The following is a 14594-nucleotide window of genomic DNA, read 5'->3' as shown; positions in this document are numbered from 1 at the left end:
GTGCAAGCAGCCAGAAATATTAAAAAGAACACACAGGCGCAGAAGGAGCGAAACACCTTAATACTTCCTCCCATTTCCCCTGGGACTTGAGCAGGAGATCACAAACTTCACGCACTGCTCCATGCCCACCTGAATTTTGCGTAACATAATGGGCGTAATCCTTAACTGGTGGCCAGGCCTCAGGTACAGTAACGGCAAGCCCTACCTTCGCCAGAACCGGAATATCTACCCAATCATCCCCCATGAAGGCAATATTTTGATCTGACAAGGATTTTTCCTCTTTAATTTTTTCATAAAGGGAAAGCTTGTCTTTTTCTCCTTGAAAGATCATATCTATCCCCAGCTCCTGGGCTCGATGAGAAACAGGCTGCGAGATGCGACTTGAAAGAAGACCAACTTCTAGACCCGCTATTTGCAAAAGCTTTATTCCCATGCCATCGCGTACACAGAAATGTTTTATTTCACGACCTGACTCGTCAATTATGATTCGAGCGTCAGTGAGGATACCATCCACATCAAGGAGTAAAAGCTTAATCTTAGCAGCTTTTTCCAGTACTTCAGGGGGAAAGGATATCATTTTTCCGTATCACCTCGTATATCTCTTTAAGGATCATAAGGAGCCCTTTGGCCTCCTCGAGGGGTAAAGAATTAGGCCCATCACAGAGGGCCTTTTTCGGCTCAGGATGAACCTCCATAAAAATGCCGTCAACTCCCACGGCAACAGCCGCTCTCGCAAGCGGAGCAACAAACTCTCGTTCACCTCCAGAAGCCCCACCAGCACCACCTGGAAGCTGAACGCTATGGGTGGCATCGAAAACCACCGGAACACCAAAATTACGCATAATAGGAAAAGCTCGCATATCTACCACGAGATTACGATAGCCAAAGGTATAACCCCTCTCAGTAAGAATGATTCCCTGGGCCCCAGCTCCGCGGGCTTTTTCAACGGCGTAATACATATCCCAGGGAGAAACGAACTGGCCTTTTTTTATGTTTACAGGCTGGCCAGTGCGAGCAGCAGCTAATATTAAGTCCGTTTGACGACAAAGAAAAGCCGGAATCTGAATAATATCTAACACTTCAGCCGCAGGTTCTGCCTGCCAGGGCTCATGGATATCAGAGATAACCGGCACACCTACTTCCTTTTTGACTTGCTCTAACATAGCCAGACCCTTTTCAAGCCCTGGACCACGATAAGAAGAGAGAGAAGTGCGGTTGGCCTTATCAAAAGAAGCCTTGAAAATATAATTAAAACCAGCTTTTTGGGCGACCTCTTTCATAAAACGAGCACACTCAAGGGCTATGTCTAAATCTTCAAGCACACACGGACCAGCAATTAGAAGAGGCGTTGCCCCTCCCACTTGGAAATCTGCTATTTTTACGATATTAATCTTTGGCATTGTTTTTGTATTTTAGCTTACTTCTATTCTAATGTCATATGAATTTTGAAATAAGAGATTATCGTACTTACATTGGTGCCCAAAGGCTTATACCTTTTCGCGTGGTTTTAAAGGAATCTGATCTTTTAATACTTGCTGAAAAAGACCTTTCCCAAAAAACCCTGGAAATACTTTATACTATTCGCCAAGAGCTTGAAAATTACATAATCAAAAACCCACAATTTTTAAAAAGCCTAAAGCCCTTGCCTTTTGATCCAGAGGCGCCCTCTATCATTCAAAAAATGCTAAAAGCCGGCAAAATAGCAGGCGTAGGGCCTATGGCGGCGGTAGCTGGTGCTGTTGCCCAGGAAGTTGGAGAAAAACTCATAAATTTAGGCTTCACCAGCGAAGTGGTAGTTGAAAATGGTGGTGATATCTATCTGGCTTTAAAAAATAATGCCACCGTAGCTATCTGGGCCGGGAACTCTCCCCTTTCAGGTAAATTAGGATTACGCATAAAAAAAGACCTTATGCCTTGCGGAGTTTGTACCTCTTCAGGCACAGTAGGCCACAGTCTAAGCCTGGGTAAAGCCGATGCCCTTTGTGTAATAGCTAAAGATACAGCTTTAGCTGACGCCTGTGCTACAGCCCTCGGAAATATGGTTAATACCCCTAAAGACTTCAAAAAACTCAAAAAAGCTCTAAAAAGTCTTCCCCAGGCATTAGGTGTGGTTTGTATCCTCAATGATAAGCTTTTCGCTCAAGGAAAAGCTATAGAATTCGTATCCATAAATGTCTAAAATATTTAAAGCCCGAGTTTCTTTTTAAGAAAAAAGAATTTGAGCCTTTGGGTAGCACTCCTATTGCCTTTTTTTAGATAACCTTCATAGAGCTTCCTAAGATAAAGATCTATCTGAAGATAATGAGGAACTGGCTTTAGACCCGGACGGCCTAAAATTATTCTCACAGCTTCCATAGCGGCTAAAGCACTACATAAGTAACAGGCAATTACTGAGGCTGGGCCTTGGCCAGCTTTGAGATTTAAACTTTTAAAATCGATATATCTCAAAAAAATTGGCTTAGGAGCCAACCCCAAGGCAAAAAGTATAGCTTTTTCCACAGGTGACATATCTGGCTTTATGGCAAAATATTCATCAAAGGATGGGCTTTTTTCTGGATCAAAAATCAACAAAGAGGCACTAAAACCTAAAGGGCCAGCGGTAATCAAAGGAATTTTTTTGGCTCTAGCAGTATCATAGAGAAGTTTTCTGGCCTCTACAGCGAAAAATTCCACCCCATCTAGCACCACATCAACTCCATCTAAAAAAGCATCTATGTTTTCAGGGGTAATACCTTCTTTGTAGTATTCAATTTGAAGAAAAGGATTTAGGCGAAAGGCCTCTTCAAGCATCACTTCGCCTTTGGGGCGTCCTAAAGTGTCTACCCTTGCTCCATATTGGCGACTGATATTTCGAGGCTCAAAGACGTCAAATTCAGCTAGTTTAAAACGCCCTACCCCGGTACGAATAAGGGATACAAGATGGGTACCACCTACACCACCTAAACCAGCGATAGCCACCGTAGCTTGTCTCAACTTTTTTTGGTCCTCTTCAGAGAACAAACCCCTCTGGGGCTTAAAAACTTCTTCAAAAAAAGATGCTTCACTTCTAATATTGTATTTTTCTAGCTTACGGCCTAAAAGGCTCTTCTGAATCAGATGCCACATGAAAACACCCCTTTTCACTTTTATATCGATTTTATGTTTATATCGGTAAAAAACACGATGTAATAAATGCCTTATGGAAAACAAAATCATTTTGGCAGGCATTGATGGCTGTCGCAACGGATGGTTGGTAGTAAAAGGAACTTTTTGTCTAGATAAAAAAGATTTCTTAAGTGAAGAAATTTTTATTTTGGCCACTGTAAAAGAAATTTTTGATCTATCAGCCCGTATTTATGCCTTTGACATGCCTATTGGACTTTCGGAAAACTATGTTTCTGGTGGTCGAACTTGTGACAAAATAGCTCGCAAACTTTTAGGGTCCAGGCGAGCTAGTATTTTCAGCCCTCCTCCTCGCCTGGCATTTAAAGCTAAAACCTACAAAGAATTGAGGAAGCAAGGGATTAAACTTTCACTACAAAGTTTCTATTTACTTCCCAAAGTAAGAGAACTTGACGAGTATTTAAGGATTAAAAAGCCTAAAAACATTTACGAAACCCATCCTGAACTAGTTTTCAAAAGCTTGGCTAAAAGGCCCCTTCCTTCTAAACATACGGCAGATGGGCTTGCTTTTCGCCATAATATTTTACAAAATAGCAGATTATTCAAAAAATTAGACCAAAATTTGGCTAAAATAAAAGTTTTATTTCGTAAAGATTTGCTCGATGCCTATGCCTGCCTTCTAGCCGCTAAAAAAATCTATGTTGGAGAGGCTCAGGCCATCCCTCAAAAGATAGAAGAGGACAGTTTTGGCCTTAAAATGCAAATCTGGTTTTAAAATTTATATCACCCCTGGCCCGAACAAAAATCGGACCAGCAAAGGAAAATAGAGAAGGGTCTCGGAGAGACCCCTCTGTTTTATTTAGTAAGAGTTTTTTCGAATATTCTTTCGGTTTTTATAGCCTGTTTTTGGGCCTTTTGGGCTGCCTCTTGGGCCTCTGCTGCCGCGGCTCTAGCTTCTTGGGCTGCGGCCTTAGCCTCTTCGACTATAGGTGAAATTTCTTCTCTGGTTGGCGCGATTAGTTCCCCTTGAGCCAGGGCTTTTGAAAAATCAGCTACTAAAAAGTGAACGGCTTCATCAATAGCTTTTTTAAACAAATCATCAGAAGATTTGTTGGCAAATATACTTTCAGGGGTGACTTCTACTTCGGTACGTCCAGTCCAGATTACTTCTCCTGTGGAAGTATCCTGTATGTAAATTCTTAACTGTACTTTGGCCTGATTGGTTTTTCCGGTTTTAAGAGTAGCAAGGCCTGCGGCCGCTCCAATTCCAGCCCCACCCCAGGAAGCATCTATCAATCCACCGGCTATGGCTCCAGTAGCGGCAAAGTTAATGGCCTCATATGTTTCTGAATCAGCTACTCCAAAAACTGTACGAGAACCCAGGTTTACCACGAAGGGTAAAAGGCCACTTTTAATTGGATTAAGAGAACGATAACGCTCCGAGTTAAAATCAAGGATTCTACCTCTAACTACGTAACGAGCTCCAAAGGTCTTGCCGATATCCATAATCATCTGGGTATCAAGGGGACGAGTTTCTTCTTTCTTTACCTTTGATATCCTTTGATTACGCTCGATGGCCTGCCAAATTTCAGCCTTCATTTCAGGAGACCAATCGCCCTTGAGCATAGTAATCAGGGAAGAATCAACATTGGAATAATAAGTTTTAACAGGCTTAATAACTCCCTGGCTCAAAAGATATTGATTAACTTGCTCCATTGGCACTGTAGCTAGGCCGGCCTTAAGAAATTCATCTTCAAGGGCCTCCCTGATAAAAATATTCTTGCGCCACGCCTCCCAAACAGATGAAGAGCTGTAATCGGCAAAAGGTAAAACCGCTACCTTGGGCAAATTAGAAGCTCCTTGAGGTGGATGAGCGGGAGCTAAAGTTTGTTTGACACTATAGCCTCCACAACTAACACACAAAAACACCAAACTAATCATTAAAATTAAATGTTTGTATCGCATAGGCACCCCTCAATATTAATTGAACTTTAATCTTATAATCGAAAAGATCAGCCGAAAAGTTAAAAATTTTATGAATAAAAAAAGGCCCTTTTTAAAAGGACCTTTTATAAGGAGGGGGGTGTTAAAAAATTTCCTTTTTAAATTCTTCGAAGCCTATCCGGTCAATAAGACGTCCTAATCTGTCTGTCTTTTTGGCATGGGCTTCATAAAACTTAATTATCTTATCGGCTATAGCCAGCGCTTCTTCACTGGATATATTTTCTGTTAAAGTCTGAGCGAGTCTGGGTTTAGCTCCGCCACACCCGCCAACTTTTACCGTCCAGCCTTTAGGTTTTCCGATAAAACCCAGGTCTTTAATACAGACTTCAGCACAATCATTAATGCAGCCTGCTACTCCAATTTTAAATTTGGCAGGAAGCTGATATCCGTGATAACGTTTATCTAGTTCGGCTCCCAAACTTAAAGAATCTTGTTGCCCTAAACGACAAAAAGTAGTCCCGGGACAAACTTTTATACTACGGACACAAGCCCCCACCGCTGCTCCCGGCTCAACTCCTAATTCTTCCCATACCCGATCAATATCTTCTTCTTTAAAACCCACCATAGCAATCCTACAAGCACTGGTGAGCTTCATAGCTTTGACACCATACTTTTCCGCAATGTTGGCCACTTTCCGCAAAAATTCCGGTGTAACAACTCCTAAAGGTACATGCGGGGCGATAGCGTAAGTTTCTTTGTCTCGCTGAAGTATTGCTCCTTTTTCACCATCTTTAAGCATCTTTTTCCTCCTCCAAAAAATTTATTTTTTGTGCAGCTATCAAAGTGGTTTTTGAAAAATGTTCTTTTACAAGCTGATTTACTGAAGATAACAAATCTCCCAAGATACAGTTTTTCCCATCGCATAAAGGTTTCTTGAAAAGACAGCGCTGATCTTCCAAAGGGCCACTTATGACTTCATAAATATCCAGGAGGGAAATCTCTTCAGGCTTTTTATTCAACATATAGCCACCTTTAGGCCCTCTTGTGGCTTTAAGTAACCCGGCTCTAGCTAAAGCCTGTAAAACCTTTGACAAATGAGCTTCAGACGCCTTCAACTTAATGGCTATCTCTTTTACTCTTTTGGCCTTTTTAGGCTCTAAAGACAAATAAGCCATAGCGTGTAATCCTAAAGCTAAAGCATCAGAAATTCTTAAAATTGGCCCAGCCATATTCAACTCCTTTAAACAGTTTAAATATTTAAATACCCGAATTGGTTATTTCCGTCAAGAGTAAATTTGGGGACAGGCGAAAAATTTCAAGCTCAGAAGAAAATGTTCCGATAAAAGGGACAGGCGAAAATTTTTTGGCGAAAATTTTTTAGGAGGTATAACCATGCCAAGAATTCCTCGTTTGCTTACCAACAACCCTAAGGCCGCTTATCATGTCATCTCTCGTACAGCCTTACCCGGCCATGATGTCCTTGGCTCTGAAGAAAAAGAACACCTACTCCAGCTCATTAACTGGCTCTCGCAGGTCTATTTCGTAGAAGTCTATGGCTTTGCCATCATGGGTAATCATTTCCATCTCCTCTGCCGCATGCTCCCTGAAAACCAGTTCTCCGACGAAGAAGTCGCCCGCCGTATCAAGCTCTACTACCAGGAGAAACGCAAAGTCTTCATCTACGAAGATATGATCAAGAAATGGCGAGCAAGGCTCTCCAGCCTTTCTCGCTATGTCCAGGATATCAAGCAGCGCTTCTCACGATGGTACAACAAACGCGTTGACCGCAAAGGCTATTTTTGGGCTGATCGCTTTAAGTCCGTAATCATTGAGACTGGTGAGGCTTTGCTAAATTGCCTAGCTTACATAGAGCTTAATCCGGTACGAGCGGGAATCGTAGAAAAACCAGAGGACTATCGTTGGTGTTCGCTAGGATATCGAGCAAGATTAGGGACAGGCGAAACAAGTTTTCTTTCGTTAAATATCGGCCTCCCCTCTTATGCCAACAAGTCTGAGCGGGAAAGATTCAAGCTCTACCGAGAGTTTGTTTACGGAAAAAGTGGCCTTAGTGAACCAAAAACATTCACCAAGGTCAAAGAATTTACCTATAGAACACGCTATTTCTCGGAAAGTCTTATCATTGGTTCAAAAAGATTTATAGACGAGGCCGGAAGAGAACTAAAAAGATTCTTTGCAAGAAAACGAGAAAAAGTTATTCCAGACAAGCCATTCCTATCATTCTAAAGATCTAAAGCTTTTTAATTCTTCTTCCAGCTTTTCTCTTCACCCCGTATGAGCCGACGAATATTTTCCCGGTGTTTGAACCAGATCAAGGCTGCCATAACCAAAGCAGTATAAAAATAGACTTCTTTATGACAAAGAAAGGGTATGAGTAAAGGAACCAGGGCTGAAGCTAAAAGAGAACCTACGGATACGTAACCCGTAAATTTAACCGCTAGCACAAAAACCGTTAAGGCCACAGCTAACGCAGCGGGACAAAGCACTAAAAAGACACCGGCTGCCGTAGCCACGCCCTTTCCTCCGCGGAACTTTAAGTAAACTGGAAAAAGATGCCCTAAGAAGGCACAAAAACCTGTGCCCGCCACTAAGAAGTCTTTTTGAGGATAATCTTTGAAAAGATAAAGCGCTAACAACATGGGCACTATCCCTTTGCCCATGTCCCCAATTAAGGTCAAAAGCCCCCACTTTTTACCCAATAGCCTGGCTACGTTAGTGGCTCCTAAGTTCTTACTGCCATGCTTTCGTGGGTCAATACCAAAAGGCTTGGCCACCAACAACGCGGTAGGTATTGACCCTAACAAATAAGCTAAAATAAATATTGAGTAAACTTTTTCCATGCTATCCCTCGGCTAAAAGTTCTTGGCAAATATTTTCTGAAAAAGGTAATATGCCAAAGATGGCTGGAGAAGCAAGAATTAAAAAAATTAGAAACATAGGCATTATTGCCCACATAGACGCGGGTAAAACAACTCTTACTGAGCGAATCCTTTATTACACGGGACGAATCTATAAAATAGGCGAGGTTCACGAAGGCCAGGCCACCATGGATTATCTCCCCGAAGAACAGGAACGCGGCATCACTATTACCGCGGCCTGCACCACTTGTTATTGGCGCGACCACGAAATCCATCTCATAGATACACCAGGCCATGTTGATTTTACCATTGAGGTGGAACGGAGCCTTAGAGTACTAGACGGCGCCGTGGGGGTTTTCTGTGCTGTAGGTGGGGTTGAGCCCCAGTCAGAGACAGTATGGCACCAGGCCGAACGTTTTAAAGTGCCAAAGATCGCCTTTATCAATAAGATGGACCGCATAGGAGCCAATTTCTGGAAAGTTGTTCGCCAAATAAGAGAAAAATTTAGGGTGAAACCGGTAATTCTTACGCTTCCTTACGGTGAAGGAGAATATTTTAAAGGCGTGATAGATATACTTTCTCAGAAACTTATTATTTGGGACGAAGAGAGTCTCGGAGAAAAATATGACCTTTTGCCTGTCCCTGAAGACAAGCGTGAAGAAGTGTCTCGCTTAAAAGAAGAACTTATAGAAACCGTGGTTGAGTTTGACGAAAAGCTTATGGAAAAGTATCTCGCCGATGAGCCTTTGTCCTTACAAGAAATAAAAAGACTGATTCGCCAGGGAGTTCTTTCTCGGGAAATAGTGCCTATATTTGCCGGCTCAGCGCTTAAAAATAAAGGAATTCAACCTTTGCTTGACGCTATTGTAGATTATCTTCCTTCACCATTAGATATCCCACCGGTTAAGGGCATTAACCCTTTTACCGGCAAAGAAGAAGTCAGAGCTCCAGATGAAGCTGCTCCCTTCTCAGCCCTAGCCTTTAAAGTGCAGATGTTTGAAGGCCGAAAAATGGTCTATCTACGCCTTTACTCTGGCATCCTTGAGGTAGGGAAAACCGTTCTTAACGCCACACAAAACAAGAAGGAAAAAGTGGCCAGGCTATTTCTGATGCACGCTGCCAAAAGAACTCGGCTGGACAGGGCCGGCGCTGGAGATATCGTAGCAGCCATGGGCCTTAAACACACGGTTACCGGCGATACTCTGTGTGACCCTGAACACCCCATAGTATTTGAGCCTATCGGGGCTTATGAACCGGTTATTTCCATAGCTGTGGAGCCTAAAACCCGAGCGGAAGAGGAAAAAGTAGAAGAGGCCCTTGCCAAAATAGCCCAAGAAGACCCTACCTTTAGGGTAAAAATTAATGAAGACACCGGCCAGCGCATAATTTCCGGTATGGGTGAGCTCCATTTAGAAGTAATCCTTGAGCGTCTAAAACGAGATTTTGGCCTGGAATTAAAGGTAGGCCGGCCTCAAGTTATTTACCGTGAGACCATTGCCCAGGAAATAGAAGTAAAAGAGCACTTTGATGAACCAATAGGCGATGAGCGTCTCAGCGCAGAAGTAAGCCTTATCGTCAGGCCACGTAAACGAGGGGAAGGCAATCTTATCGGCTCCTTGGTCCCTCAAGATAAACTTAGCGAAGAACAACTCAAGCTGCTTCTTAAAACTATTGAAGACACCCTTTCAGCCAGTGGTCCTCTGGCATATCCGGTCATAGACGTAGAGGTCCTAATGCTAGATGTAAATTTCCCTGGTGGCAGTTTTAACGAAATGGCTGCCAGAGCCGCCGTGTTTAAAGCCCTTATGCGGGCTTTAAAAGAAGCCCATCCCGTTCTTCTTGAGCCTGTAATGGAAGTGGAAGTCACGGTGCCTTCTGAACACCTCGGCGAAGTTATAAGTGATTTGAACCAGCGTCAGGGGCATGTAATTAACATAGAAACAAAAGACCCGGTGCAGATAGTCAAAGCCGAAGTCCCTTTGGCCGAACTTTTCGGATATTCCACGGCTTTGCGTTCAGCCACCCAGGGAAGAGCCAGTTTCACTATGAAATTCTCACGTTTTGATCAAAAAGAAGCACTAAAGACTTAACCGACAATCCCTATCGCGAAACGCCAAGCACTATGAAAATATAACCTATTTTAAAAGCCCTTTGCAAAATGTTTTAATTTAGAGACTGCTTCGCCCTTGCGGGCTCGCAGTGACATCTTAAAAGAGTCATTGCGAGGCTGCGGCCAGCAGCCGAAGCAATCCCCATCGCGAGGCGCTGATGGCGCCGTGGCGATCTATCTATGTTTTTTTGAATTTTGCAAAGATCTATCCGCCATTTACTTTCCGTTATTCGTTTCTTTAGTAGCCGCCAATTTAGCCGCTATTTTAGATCGTAAGGGGCTTTCAGGTGGTAGCTTTTTATAAGCCTGGCGTAAATGATAAAGAGCTACTTTTTGGTCTCCTTTAAGCCTAAAGTATTGGGCGAATTGATAATGAGCAAGCCCCGACTTTCCCAAAGATGAATAGAGTTGACCGAAATAATAGTGAAATTCAGGATATTCGTTAAATTTTTTTTCTAGTTCCTTAAAAATATTTAAGGCTTTTTGATATTGTTTGGTCTCCTGATAACACCTAGCCAATAGAAACTCTGCCATTTCTTTATATGGATAACGTTTTATATAAGGACTAAGTATATCTAAAGCTTTATCATACTGGGCAGCCTCAAAATAAATTTCTGCCAAGTCAAGTTTAAAATCATCTTCTTTAGGAAGCAGACGAATTACTTTAAGCATTTCGGTAACAGCTTCGTCATAGCGTCTGAGCTTAGCCATAGAAAGGGCTAAACCATAGTGAAGCATTGGGTCATCAGGAGTTTTACGAAGTTCTTCCTGGTATCTGAGAACTAAATCGCCGGCATCATGCGTTAGTACTTTTACTCGAACCTGTATTCTACGTAGTTTAAAGGGATCAGGTTTGTAAGTAACTTTTGGTTTATAATACTCAATCATGCTCTCAAGATAAGTGATACGTTCAGCGGTACCTGGATGAGTCAATAAATAGCTAGGGGTATTCTCTGACAAAAGCCAGCGATGTCTCAAAATTTTATTAAAAACTTCTATAAATCCTTTTGGATCATAACCAGCCGCGGTAAGATATTCAAAACCCAGGCGATCGGCTTCTTCCTCATCAGCTCGGCTATAAGCCAACGCCTTGGTGGTAGCTAAAGCCGAAGAGGTTATGGCTATAGCCTGCCCTGCCTGACCACCACCGAGCAAAAGCCCAACAATGGTTACCGCAGCCGTAGCCAAACTAAGCCTATTCAGCTTTTGCATACGTTTGGCCAGGTGCCTGGCTTGGACATGAGCTAATTCGTGAGCCAGAACTCCGGCCAATTCATCTTCACGATCTATTTCTTCAAGAAGCCCGGTATTTACAAAGATATAACCACCTGGCAAGGCAAAAGCGTTAAGACTTGGGTCTTTGATTACGTAAAAACGAAAGGGAAAATAATGCGGACCTATGTGAGCAATAATTCTTCGCCCCACCTGAGCCACATAATTTATAACTTCAGGGTCTTCCACCAGAGAATCTTTTTTCTGAAGCATTTCAAGGACTTTTTGGCCAAGCTTGGCCTCATCCTCTGGGCTCATCAGAGAGAAACTTGGTCTGGGCAAGAATAAAGTGAATAGTAAAACAAGGGTTACTAAGTATCGCATAAAGATAATATAAGAAAGTTTTTAGAAATTGTCAGGTCAAGTCATAAGCCCAATAACCAAACCAAGGCCCGATTTTTAAGGTTGATTATATGGATACGGCGTACATCTTTGATTGAAATTAGGTTGATTATTGTAAGGATTGTAAGGATTATAATATCTTTGTCTCAGAGGAAGATTATTTCTTCTGAAATTTCTGAAGTTTCTAAAATTCTTTCTGAACCAAAGAGGACAACACGTATTAGGATCTCGCAATTGGATTGTCATACCATCGTAAGTAGTTACATTTATGGCAAAAATAACTGTCTCCCCACTTTTTAAAGTCACCTGATACCCATCAACGGTAATTATGTCCCCTACTCTTGGTCTTGGAACCCCTAATCGTCTCCAATACCATACCGGCCCCATGCCACTTACAATGACATTTTCACCATTAACATTAACTATGTAACCTCGCCCTGGAGACACACCAACTACCTGTCCAGAAATCGTAACCGGCGTTCCACTACATATCATATCCGCAAAAAGGCCGGCACATCCTCCACACCATCCCCTATTTCTCGCAGTTTGAGCTAAGGCTGAAGTAGTTAGCATCAAAAACATCAACAAAGTTATGAAGTATATCTTTTTCATAACTAACCTCCTTGTCTTTTTTTTCAACGTATTTAGAAGCAAAGATCATGCCATAATAGAAATCGAAATGACGACTCGTCTAAAATTCTTGTTAACACGCAGGCAGAAAGGGACAGGCAAATTTTGATTCGCCTGTCCCTACAATTTGTAATTTGTTACAATTTGTAGGATTTGCCAAAACTATTAGAACAAAGGACAGGAGCTGTAGCTGTGGAGCTATAGAAAGAAGAATCAGGAGCTGTCTAAACTATAAACTTTCGATAACCAGCGGAAAAATTTGTCGAAACAATCAGAAATGTCTAAATAGCAAGCTTCCAAAAATAAAAAAGGCGGCCTTTGGGCCGCCTTTTTATAATCTTTTTAAAATCTATTTTAGAACTCAGGAGTTGGCGGGGTGTTTCCGCCTTTTTCCTCTTTGGGTTTTTCGGCTACCATGGCCTCAGTAGTTAACAAGAGACCAGAGATAGATGCCGCATTCTGAAGAGCCGTACGGCTTACCTTCTTAGGATCGATGATACCGGCTTCCATAAGGTCTTTAAATTCACCGGTAGCCGCGTCAAAACCTACCGCTCCACTTTCAGATTTAACTTTTTCTACGATAATAGAACCTTCAAAGCCGGCGTTATAGGCAATCTGACGAAGAGGTTCTTCTAAAGCACGGCGAATAATGGCCACACCATGCTTTTCATCTCCGTCGGCCTCCACGTTATCAAGGGCCGGGATGCAGCGGATAAAAGCCGTTCCACCACCAGGGACAATACCCTCTTCTACCGCCGCTTTGGTAGCGTTTAAGGCATCTTCCACGCGAGCTTTCTTTTCTTTCATTTCGGTTTCAGTAGCGGCACCAACGTAGATAACCGCTACACCACCTACGAGCTTAGCCAAACGCTCCTGTAGCTTTTCACGGTCATAGTCAGAGGTGGTTTCTTCAATCTGAGCACGAATCTGCTTCACGCGAGCCTCAATAGCCTCTTTAGAGCCAGCACCATCTACAATGGTGGTGTGCTCTTTATCAACAATTATGCGACGAGCCCGACCAAGCTGGTCAAGAGTAGCATTTTCAAGCTTGAAGCCAAGCTCTTCAGAAATTACCTGGCCACCGGTCAAGATAGCGATATCCTCAAGCATGGCCTTACGGCGTTCACCAAACCCAGGAGCTTTAACCGCGCAGCACTGAAGTACTCCACGGATTTTGTTGACCACGAGAGTAGCTAGAGCTTCACCTTCTACGTCCTCAGCAATGACGAGAAGAGGCTTACCGGAACGCACTACCTGTTCCAGAATGGGCAGAAGATCCTTCATGGAGCTGATCTTTTTGTCATAAATCAGGATGTAAGCGTCCTCAAGAACGCATTCCATCTTGTCAGGATCAGTTACGAAATAAGGAGAAATGTAACCACGATCAAACTGCATACCTTCCACTACTTCAAGATAGGTATCAAGGCTCTTGGACTCTTCAACGGTGATAACACCTTCTTTGCCGACTTTATCCATGGCGTCGGCGATGATGTTTCCGATCTCAGGATCATTGTTAGCAGAGATAGTAGCTACCTGAGCAATTTCCTGACGAGTCTTGCAGGGCTTAGCAATTTTTTCGAGCTCTTTTACCACTACATCAACCGCTTTATCAATACCACGCTTAAGGGCCATGGGGTTGATACCAGCGGTAACCAGCTTGGTACCCTCACGGAAGATGCTCTGGGCCAAAATGGTAGCCGTAGTGGTTCCGTCACCAGCTACATCGCTGGTCTTAGAAGCTACCTCTTTGACCATCTGAGCACCCATGTTTTCGAACTTGCATTCAAGCTCAATCTCTTTGGCTACAGTGACACCGTCTTTGGTAATGGTAGGAGAACCAAAGGCCTTCTCCAATACTACGTTACGGCCCTTAGGACCAAGAGTTACCTTTACCGCATCAGCAAGTTTATTTACACCAGAGAGCAGAGCTTCTCTAGCTTTCTGGCCGTAAAGAATTTCTTTTGCCGCCATATTCCCAACCTCCTTTTTTCAATTTTTTTGTTTTGGGGAATTTAATTAGTCTTCAATAATGGCAAGAACATCATCTTCGCGCATAATAAGATATTCTTCACCTTCAATCTTAACTTCTGTGCCGGCATATTTGCCGAAAAGAATGCGATCGCCTTCTTTTACACTGAGAGGCAACTTCTGACCATTTTCAAGAATACGACCATCGCCAACAGCAATAACTTTACCCATGATAGGCTTTTCTTTAGCGGTATCAGGGATAATGATGCCACTTTTAGTGCGCTCTTCCTCCTCAATGCGCTGGACAAGAATGCGATCATGAAGCGGTTTTACTTTCATCTTCATACCCC

The 14594-nt window shown here is 42.9% G+C and carries 15 protein-coding genes; 4 read left to right on the top strand and 11 right to left on the bottom strand.

The window, feature by feature from the left end; all coding sequences use genetic code 11:
* Positions 1–19: 19 nt before the first annotated feature.
* Both THEIN_RS07105 and kdsA read right to left on the bottom strand, forming a co-directional pair.
* A complete protein-coding gene (locus THEIN_RS07105; protein ID WP_013908006.1) occupies positions 20–577 on the bottom strand; it encodes a KdsC family phosphatase in 558 nt (185 codons plus the stop codon).
* Positions 558–1400, bottom strand: a complete 843-nt coding sequence (gene kdsA, locus THEIN_RS07100) for a 3-deoxy-8-phosphooctulonate synthase (RefSeq protein ID WP_013908005.1) — start codon at positions 1398–1400, stop codon at positions 558–560. Before kdsA ends, THEIN_RS07105 begins: the two co-directional genes overlap by 20 nt.
* 38 nt (positions 1401–1438) lie before the next feature.
* Between kdsA and THEIN_RS07095 the strand changes: the two genes are divergently transcribed.
* Positions 1439–2179 carry a UPF0280 family protein gene (locus THEIN_RS07095; protein ID WP_013908004.1) on the top strand — a complete coding sequence of 247 codons (741 nt, stop codon included), beginning with the start codon at positions 1439–1441 and terminating at the stop codon, positions 2177–2179.
* 5 nt (positions 2180–2184) lie between these two features.
* Here THEIN_RS07095 and THEIN_RS07090 read toward each other — a convergent pair whose 3' ends face one another.
* Positions 2185–3105 (bottom strand): ThiF family adenylyltransferase, encoded by a 921-nt coding sequence (locus THEIN_RS07090; protein ID WP_013908003.1) that lies wholly within the window; start codon positions 3103–3105, stop codon positions 2185–2187.
* A 73-nt stretch (positions 3106–3178) separates the two neighbouring features.
* Between THEIN_RS07090 and THEIN_RS07085 the strand changes: the two genes are divergently transcribed.
* The gene (locus THEIN_RS07085) at positions 3179–3877 is read left to right on the top strand and encodes a DUF429 domain-containing protein (RefSeq protein ID WP_013908002.1); all 699 of its coding nucleotides are present in this window, start codon (positions 3179–3181) and stop codon (positions 3875–3877) included.
* Positions 3878–3957: 80 nt separating this feature from the next.
* Here THEIN_RS07085 and THEIN_RS07080 read toward each other — a convergent pair whose 3' ends face one another.
* From THEIN_RS07080 to THEIN_RS07070, 3 genes are all read right to left on the bottom strand, one after another.
* Entirely contained in the window at positions 3958–5067 is a 1110-nt protein-coding gene (locus THEIN_RS07080; RefSeq protein WP_013908001.1) for an alanine-zipper protein, read from the bottom strand.
* 121 nt (positions 5068–5188) lie between these two features.
* Entirely contained in the window at positions 5189–5845 is a 657-nt protein-coding gene (locus tag THEIN_RS07075) for a nitrite/sulfite reductase domain-containing protein (RefSeq protein WP_013908000.1), read from the bottom strand.
* A complete protein-coding gene (locus THEIN_RS07070) occupies positions 5838–6275 on the bottom strand; it encodes an RrF2 family transcriptional regulator (protein ID WP_013907999.1) in 438 nt (145 codons plus the stop codon). Before THEIN_RS07070 ends, THEIN_RS07075 begins: the two co-directional genes overlap by 8 nt.
* 163 nt (positions 6276–6438) lie before the next feature.
* Here THEIN_RS07070 and THEIN_RS07065 point away from each other — a divergent pair, with 163 nt between their 5' ends.
* Positions 6439–7290: a transposase gene (locus THEIN_RS07065; RefSeq protein ID WP_013907998.1), complete on the top strand. Its 852-nt coding sequence runs from the start codon at positions 6439–6441 to the stop codon at positions 7288–7290.
* 14 nt (positions 7291–7304) lie between these two features.
* On the opposite strand, the gene plsY is transcribed toward THEIN_RS07065, so the two are convergent.
* Positions 7305–7904: a glycerol-3-phosphate 1-O-acyltransferase PlsY gene (gene plsY, locus THEIN_RS07060; RefSeq protein WP_013907997.1), complete on the bottom strand. Its 600-nt coding sequence runs from the start codon at positions 7902–7904 to the stop codon at positions 7305–7307.
* A 59-nt stretch (positions 7905–7963) separates the two neighbouring features.
* Here plsY and fusA point away from each other — a divergent pair, with 59 nt between their 5' ends.
* Positions 7964–10012, top strand: a complete 2049-nt coding sequence (gene fusA / locus THEIN_RS07055) for an elongation factor G (protein WP_013907996.1) — start codon at positions 7964–7966, stop codon at positions 10010–10012.
* A gap of 236 nt (positions 10013–10248) precedes the next feature.
* Here the strand turns inward: fusA and THEIN_RS07050 are convergent, their stop codons facing one another.
* The 4 genes from THEIN_RS07050 to groES all read right to left on the bottom strand — a co-directional run bounded on the left by THEIN_RS07050 (position 10249) and on the right by groES (position 14583).
* On the bottom strand, positions 10249–11562 hold the full coding sequence (locus THEIN_RS07050; RefSeq protein ID WP_041434575.1) for a M48 family metallopeptidase: 1314 nt from the start codon (positions 11560–11562) through the stop codon (positions 10249–10251).
* A 141-nt stretch (positions 11563–11703) separates the two neighbouring features.
* Positions 11704–12258, bottom strand: a complete 555-nt coding sequence (locus tag THEIN_RS07045; RefSeq protein WP_013907994.1) for a hypothetical protein — start codon at positions 12256–12258, stop codon at positions 11704–11706.
* Positions 12259–12630: 372 nt separating this feature from the next.
* Positions 12631–14247 carry a chaperonin GroEL gene (gene groL / locus THEIN_RS07040; RefSeq protein ID WP_013907993.1) on the bottom strand — a complete coding sequence of 539 codons (1617 nt, stop codon included), beginning with the start codon at positions 14245–14247 and terminating at the stop codon, positions 12631–12633.
* A 45-nt stretch (positions 14248–14292) separates the two neighbouring features.
* Positions 14293–14583, bottom strand: a complete 291-nt coding sequence (gene groES, locus THEIN_RS07035; RefSeq protein WP_013907992.1) for a co-chaperone GroES — start codon at positions 14581–14583, stop codon at positions 14293–14295.
* Between the last annotated feature and the right edge of the window lie 11 nt (positions 14584–14594).

It is taken from the genome of Thermodesulfatator indicus DSM 15286, from assembly GCF_000217795.1.
Taxonomy (GTDB): domain Bacteria; phylum Desulfobacterota; class Thermodesulfobacteria; order Thermodesulfobacteriales; family Thermodesulfatatoraceae; genus Thermodesulfatator; species Thermodesulfatator indicus.
Note: the sequence above shows the minus strand (reverse complement) of the source record. Positions and strands in the feature narration are given on the sequence as shown.

Excerpts from the sequence above, each read along its gene's own strand:
- groES (WP_013907992.1), bottom strand. The coding sequence starts at position 14,583 with ATGAAAGTAAAACCGCTTCATGATCGCATTCTTGTCCAGCGCATTGAG.
- plsY (WP_013907997.1), bottom strand. The coding sequence starts at position 7,904 with ATGGAAAAAGTTTACTCAATATTTATTTTAGCTTATTTGTTAGGGTCA.
- THEIN_RS07045 (WP_013907994.1), bottom strand. The coding sequence starts at position 12,258 with ATGAAAAAGATATACTTCATAACTTTGTTGATGTTTTTGATGCTAACT.
- THEIN_RS07050 (WP_041434575.1), bottom strand. The coding sequence starts at position 11,562 with ATGAGCCCAGAGGATGAGGCCAAGCTTGGCCAAAAAGTCCTTGAAATG.
- THEIN_RS07085 (WP_013908002.1), top strand. The coding sequence starts at position 3,179 with ATGGAAAACAAAATCATTTTGGCAGGCATTGATGGCTGTCGCAACGGA.
- kdsA (WP_013908005.1), bottom strand. The coding sequence starts at position 1,400 with ATGCCAAAGATTAATATCGTAAAAATAGCAGATTTCCAAGTGGGAGGG.
- THEIN_RS07095 (WP_013908004.1), top strand. The coding sequence starts at position 1,439 with ATGAATTTTGAAATAAGAGATTATCGTACTTACATTGGTGCCCAAAGG.
- fusA (WP_013907996.1), top strand. The coding sequence starts at position 7,964 with ATGGCTGGAGAAGCAAGAATTAAAAAAATTAGAAACATAGGCATTATT.
- THEIN_RS07090 (WP_013908003.1), bottom strand. The coding sequence starts at position 3,105 with ATGTGGCATCTGATTCAGAAGAGCCTTTTAGGCCGTAAGCTAGAAAAA.
- THEIN_RS07105 (WP_013908006.1), bottom strand. The coding sequence starts at position 577 with ATGATATCCTTTCCCCCTGAAGTACTGGAAAAAGCTGCTAAGATTAAG.
- THEIN_RS07075 (WP_013908000.1), bottom strand. The coding sequence starts at position 5,845 with ATGCTTAAAGATGGTGAAAAAGGAGCAATACTTCAGCGAGACAAAGAA.
- groL (WP_013907993.1), bottom strand. The coding sequence starts at position 14,247 with ATGGCGGCAAAAGAAATTCTTTACGGCCAGAAAGCTAGAGAAGCTCTG.
- THEIN_RS07080 (WP_013908001.1), bottom strand. The coding sequence starts at position 5,067 with ATGCGATACAAACATTTAATTTTAATGATTAGTTTGGTGTTTTTGTGT.
- THEIN_RS07070 (WP_013907999.1), bottom strand. The coding sequence starts at position 6,275 with ATGGCTGGGCCAATTTTAAGAATTTCTGATGCTTTAGCTTTAGGATTA.
- THEIN_RS07065 (WP_013907998.1), top strand. The coding sequence starts at position 6,439 with ATGCCAAGAATTCCTCGTTTGCTTACCAACAACCCTAAGGCCGCTTAT.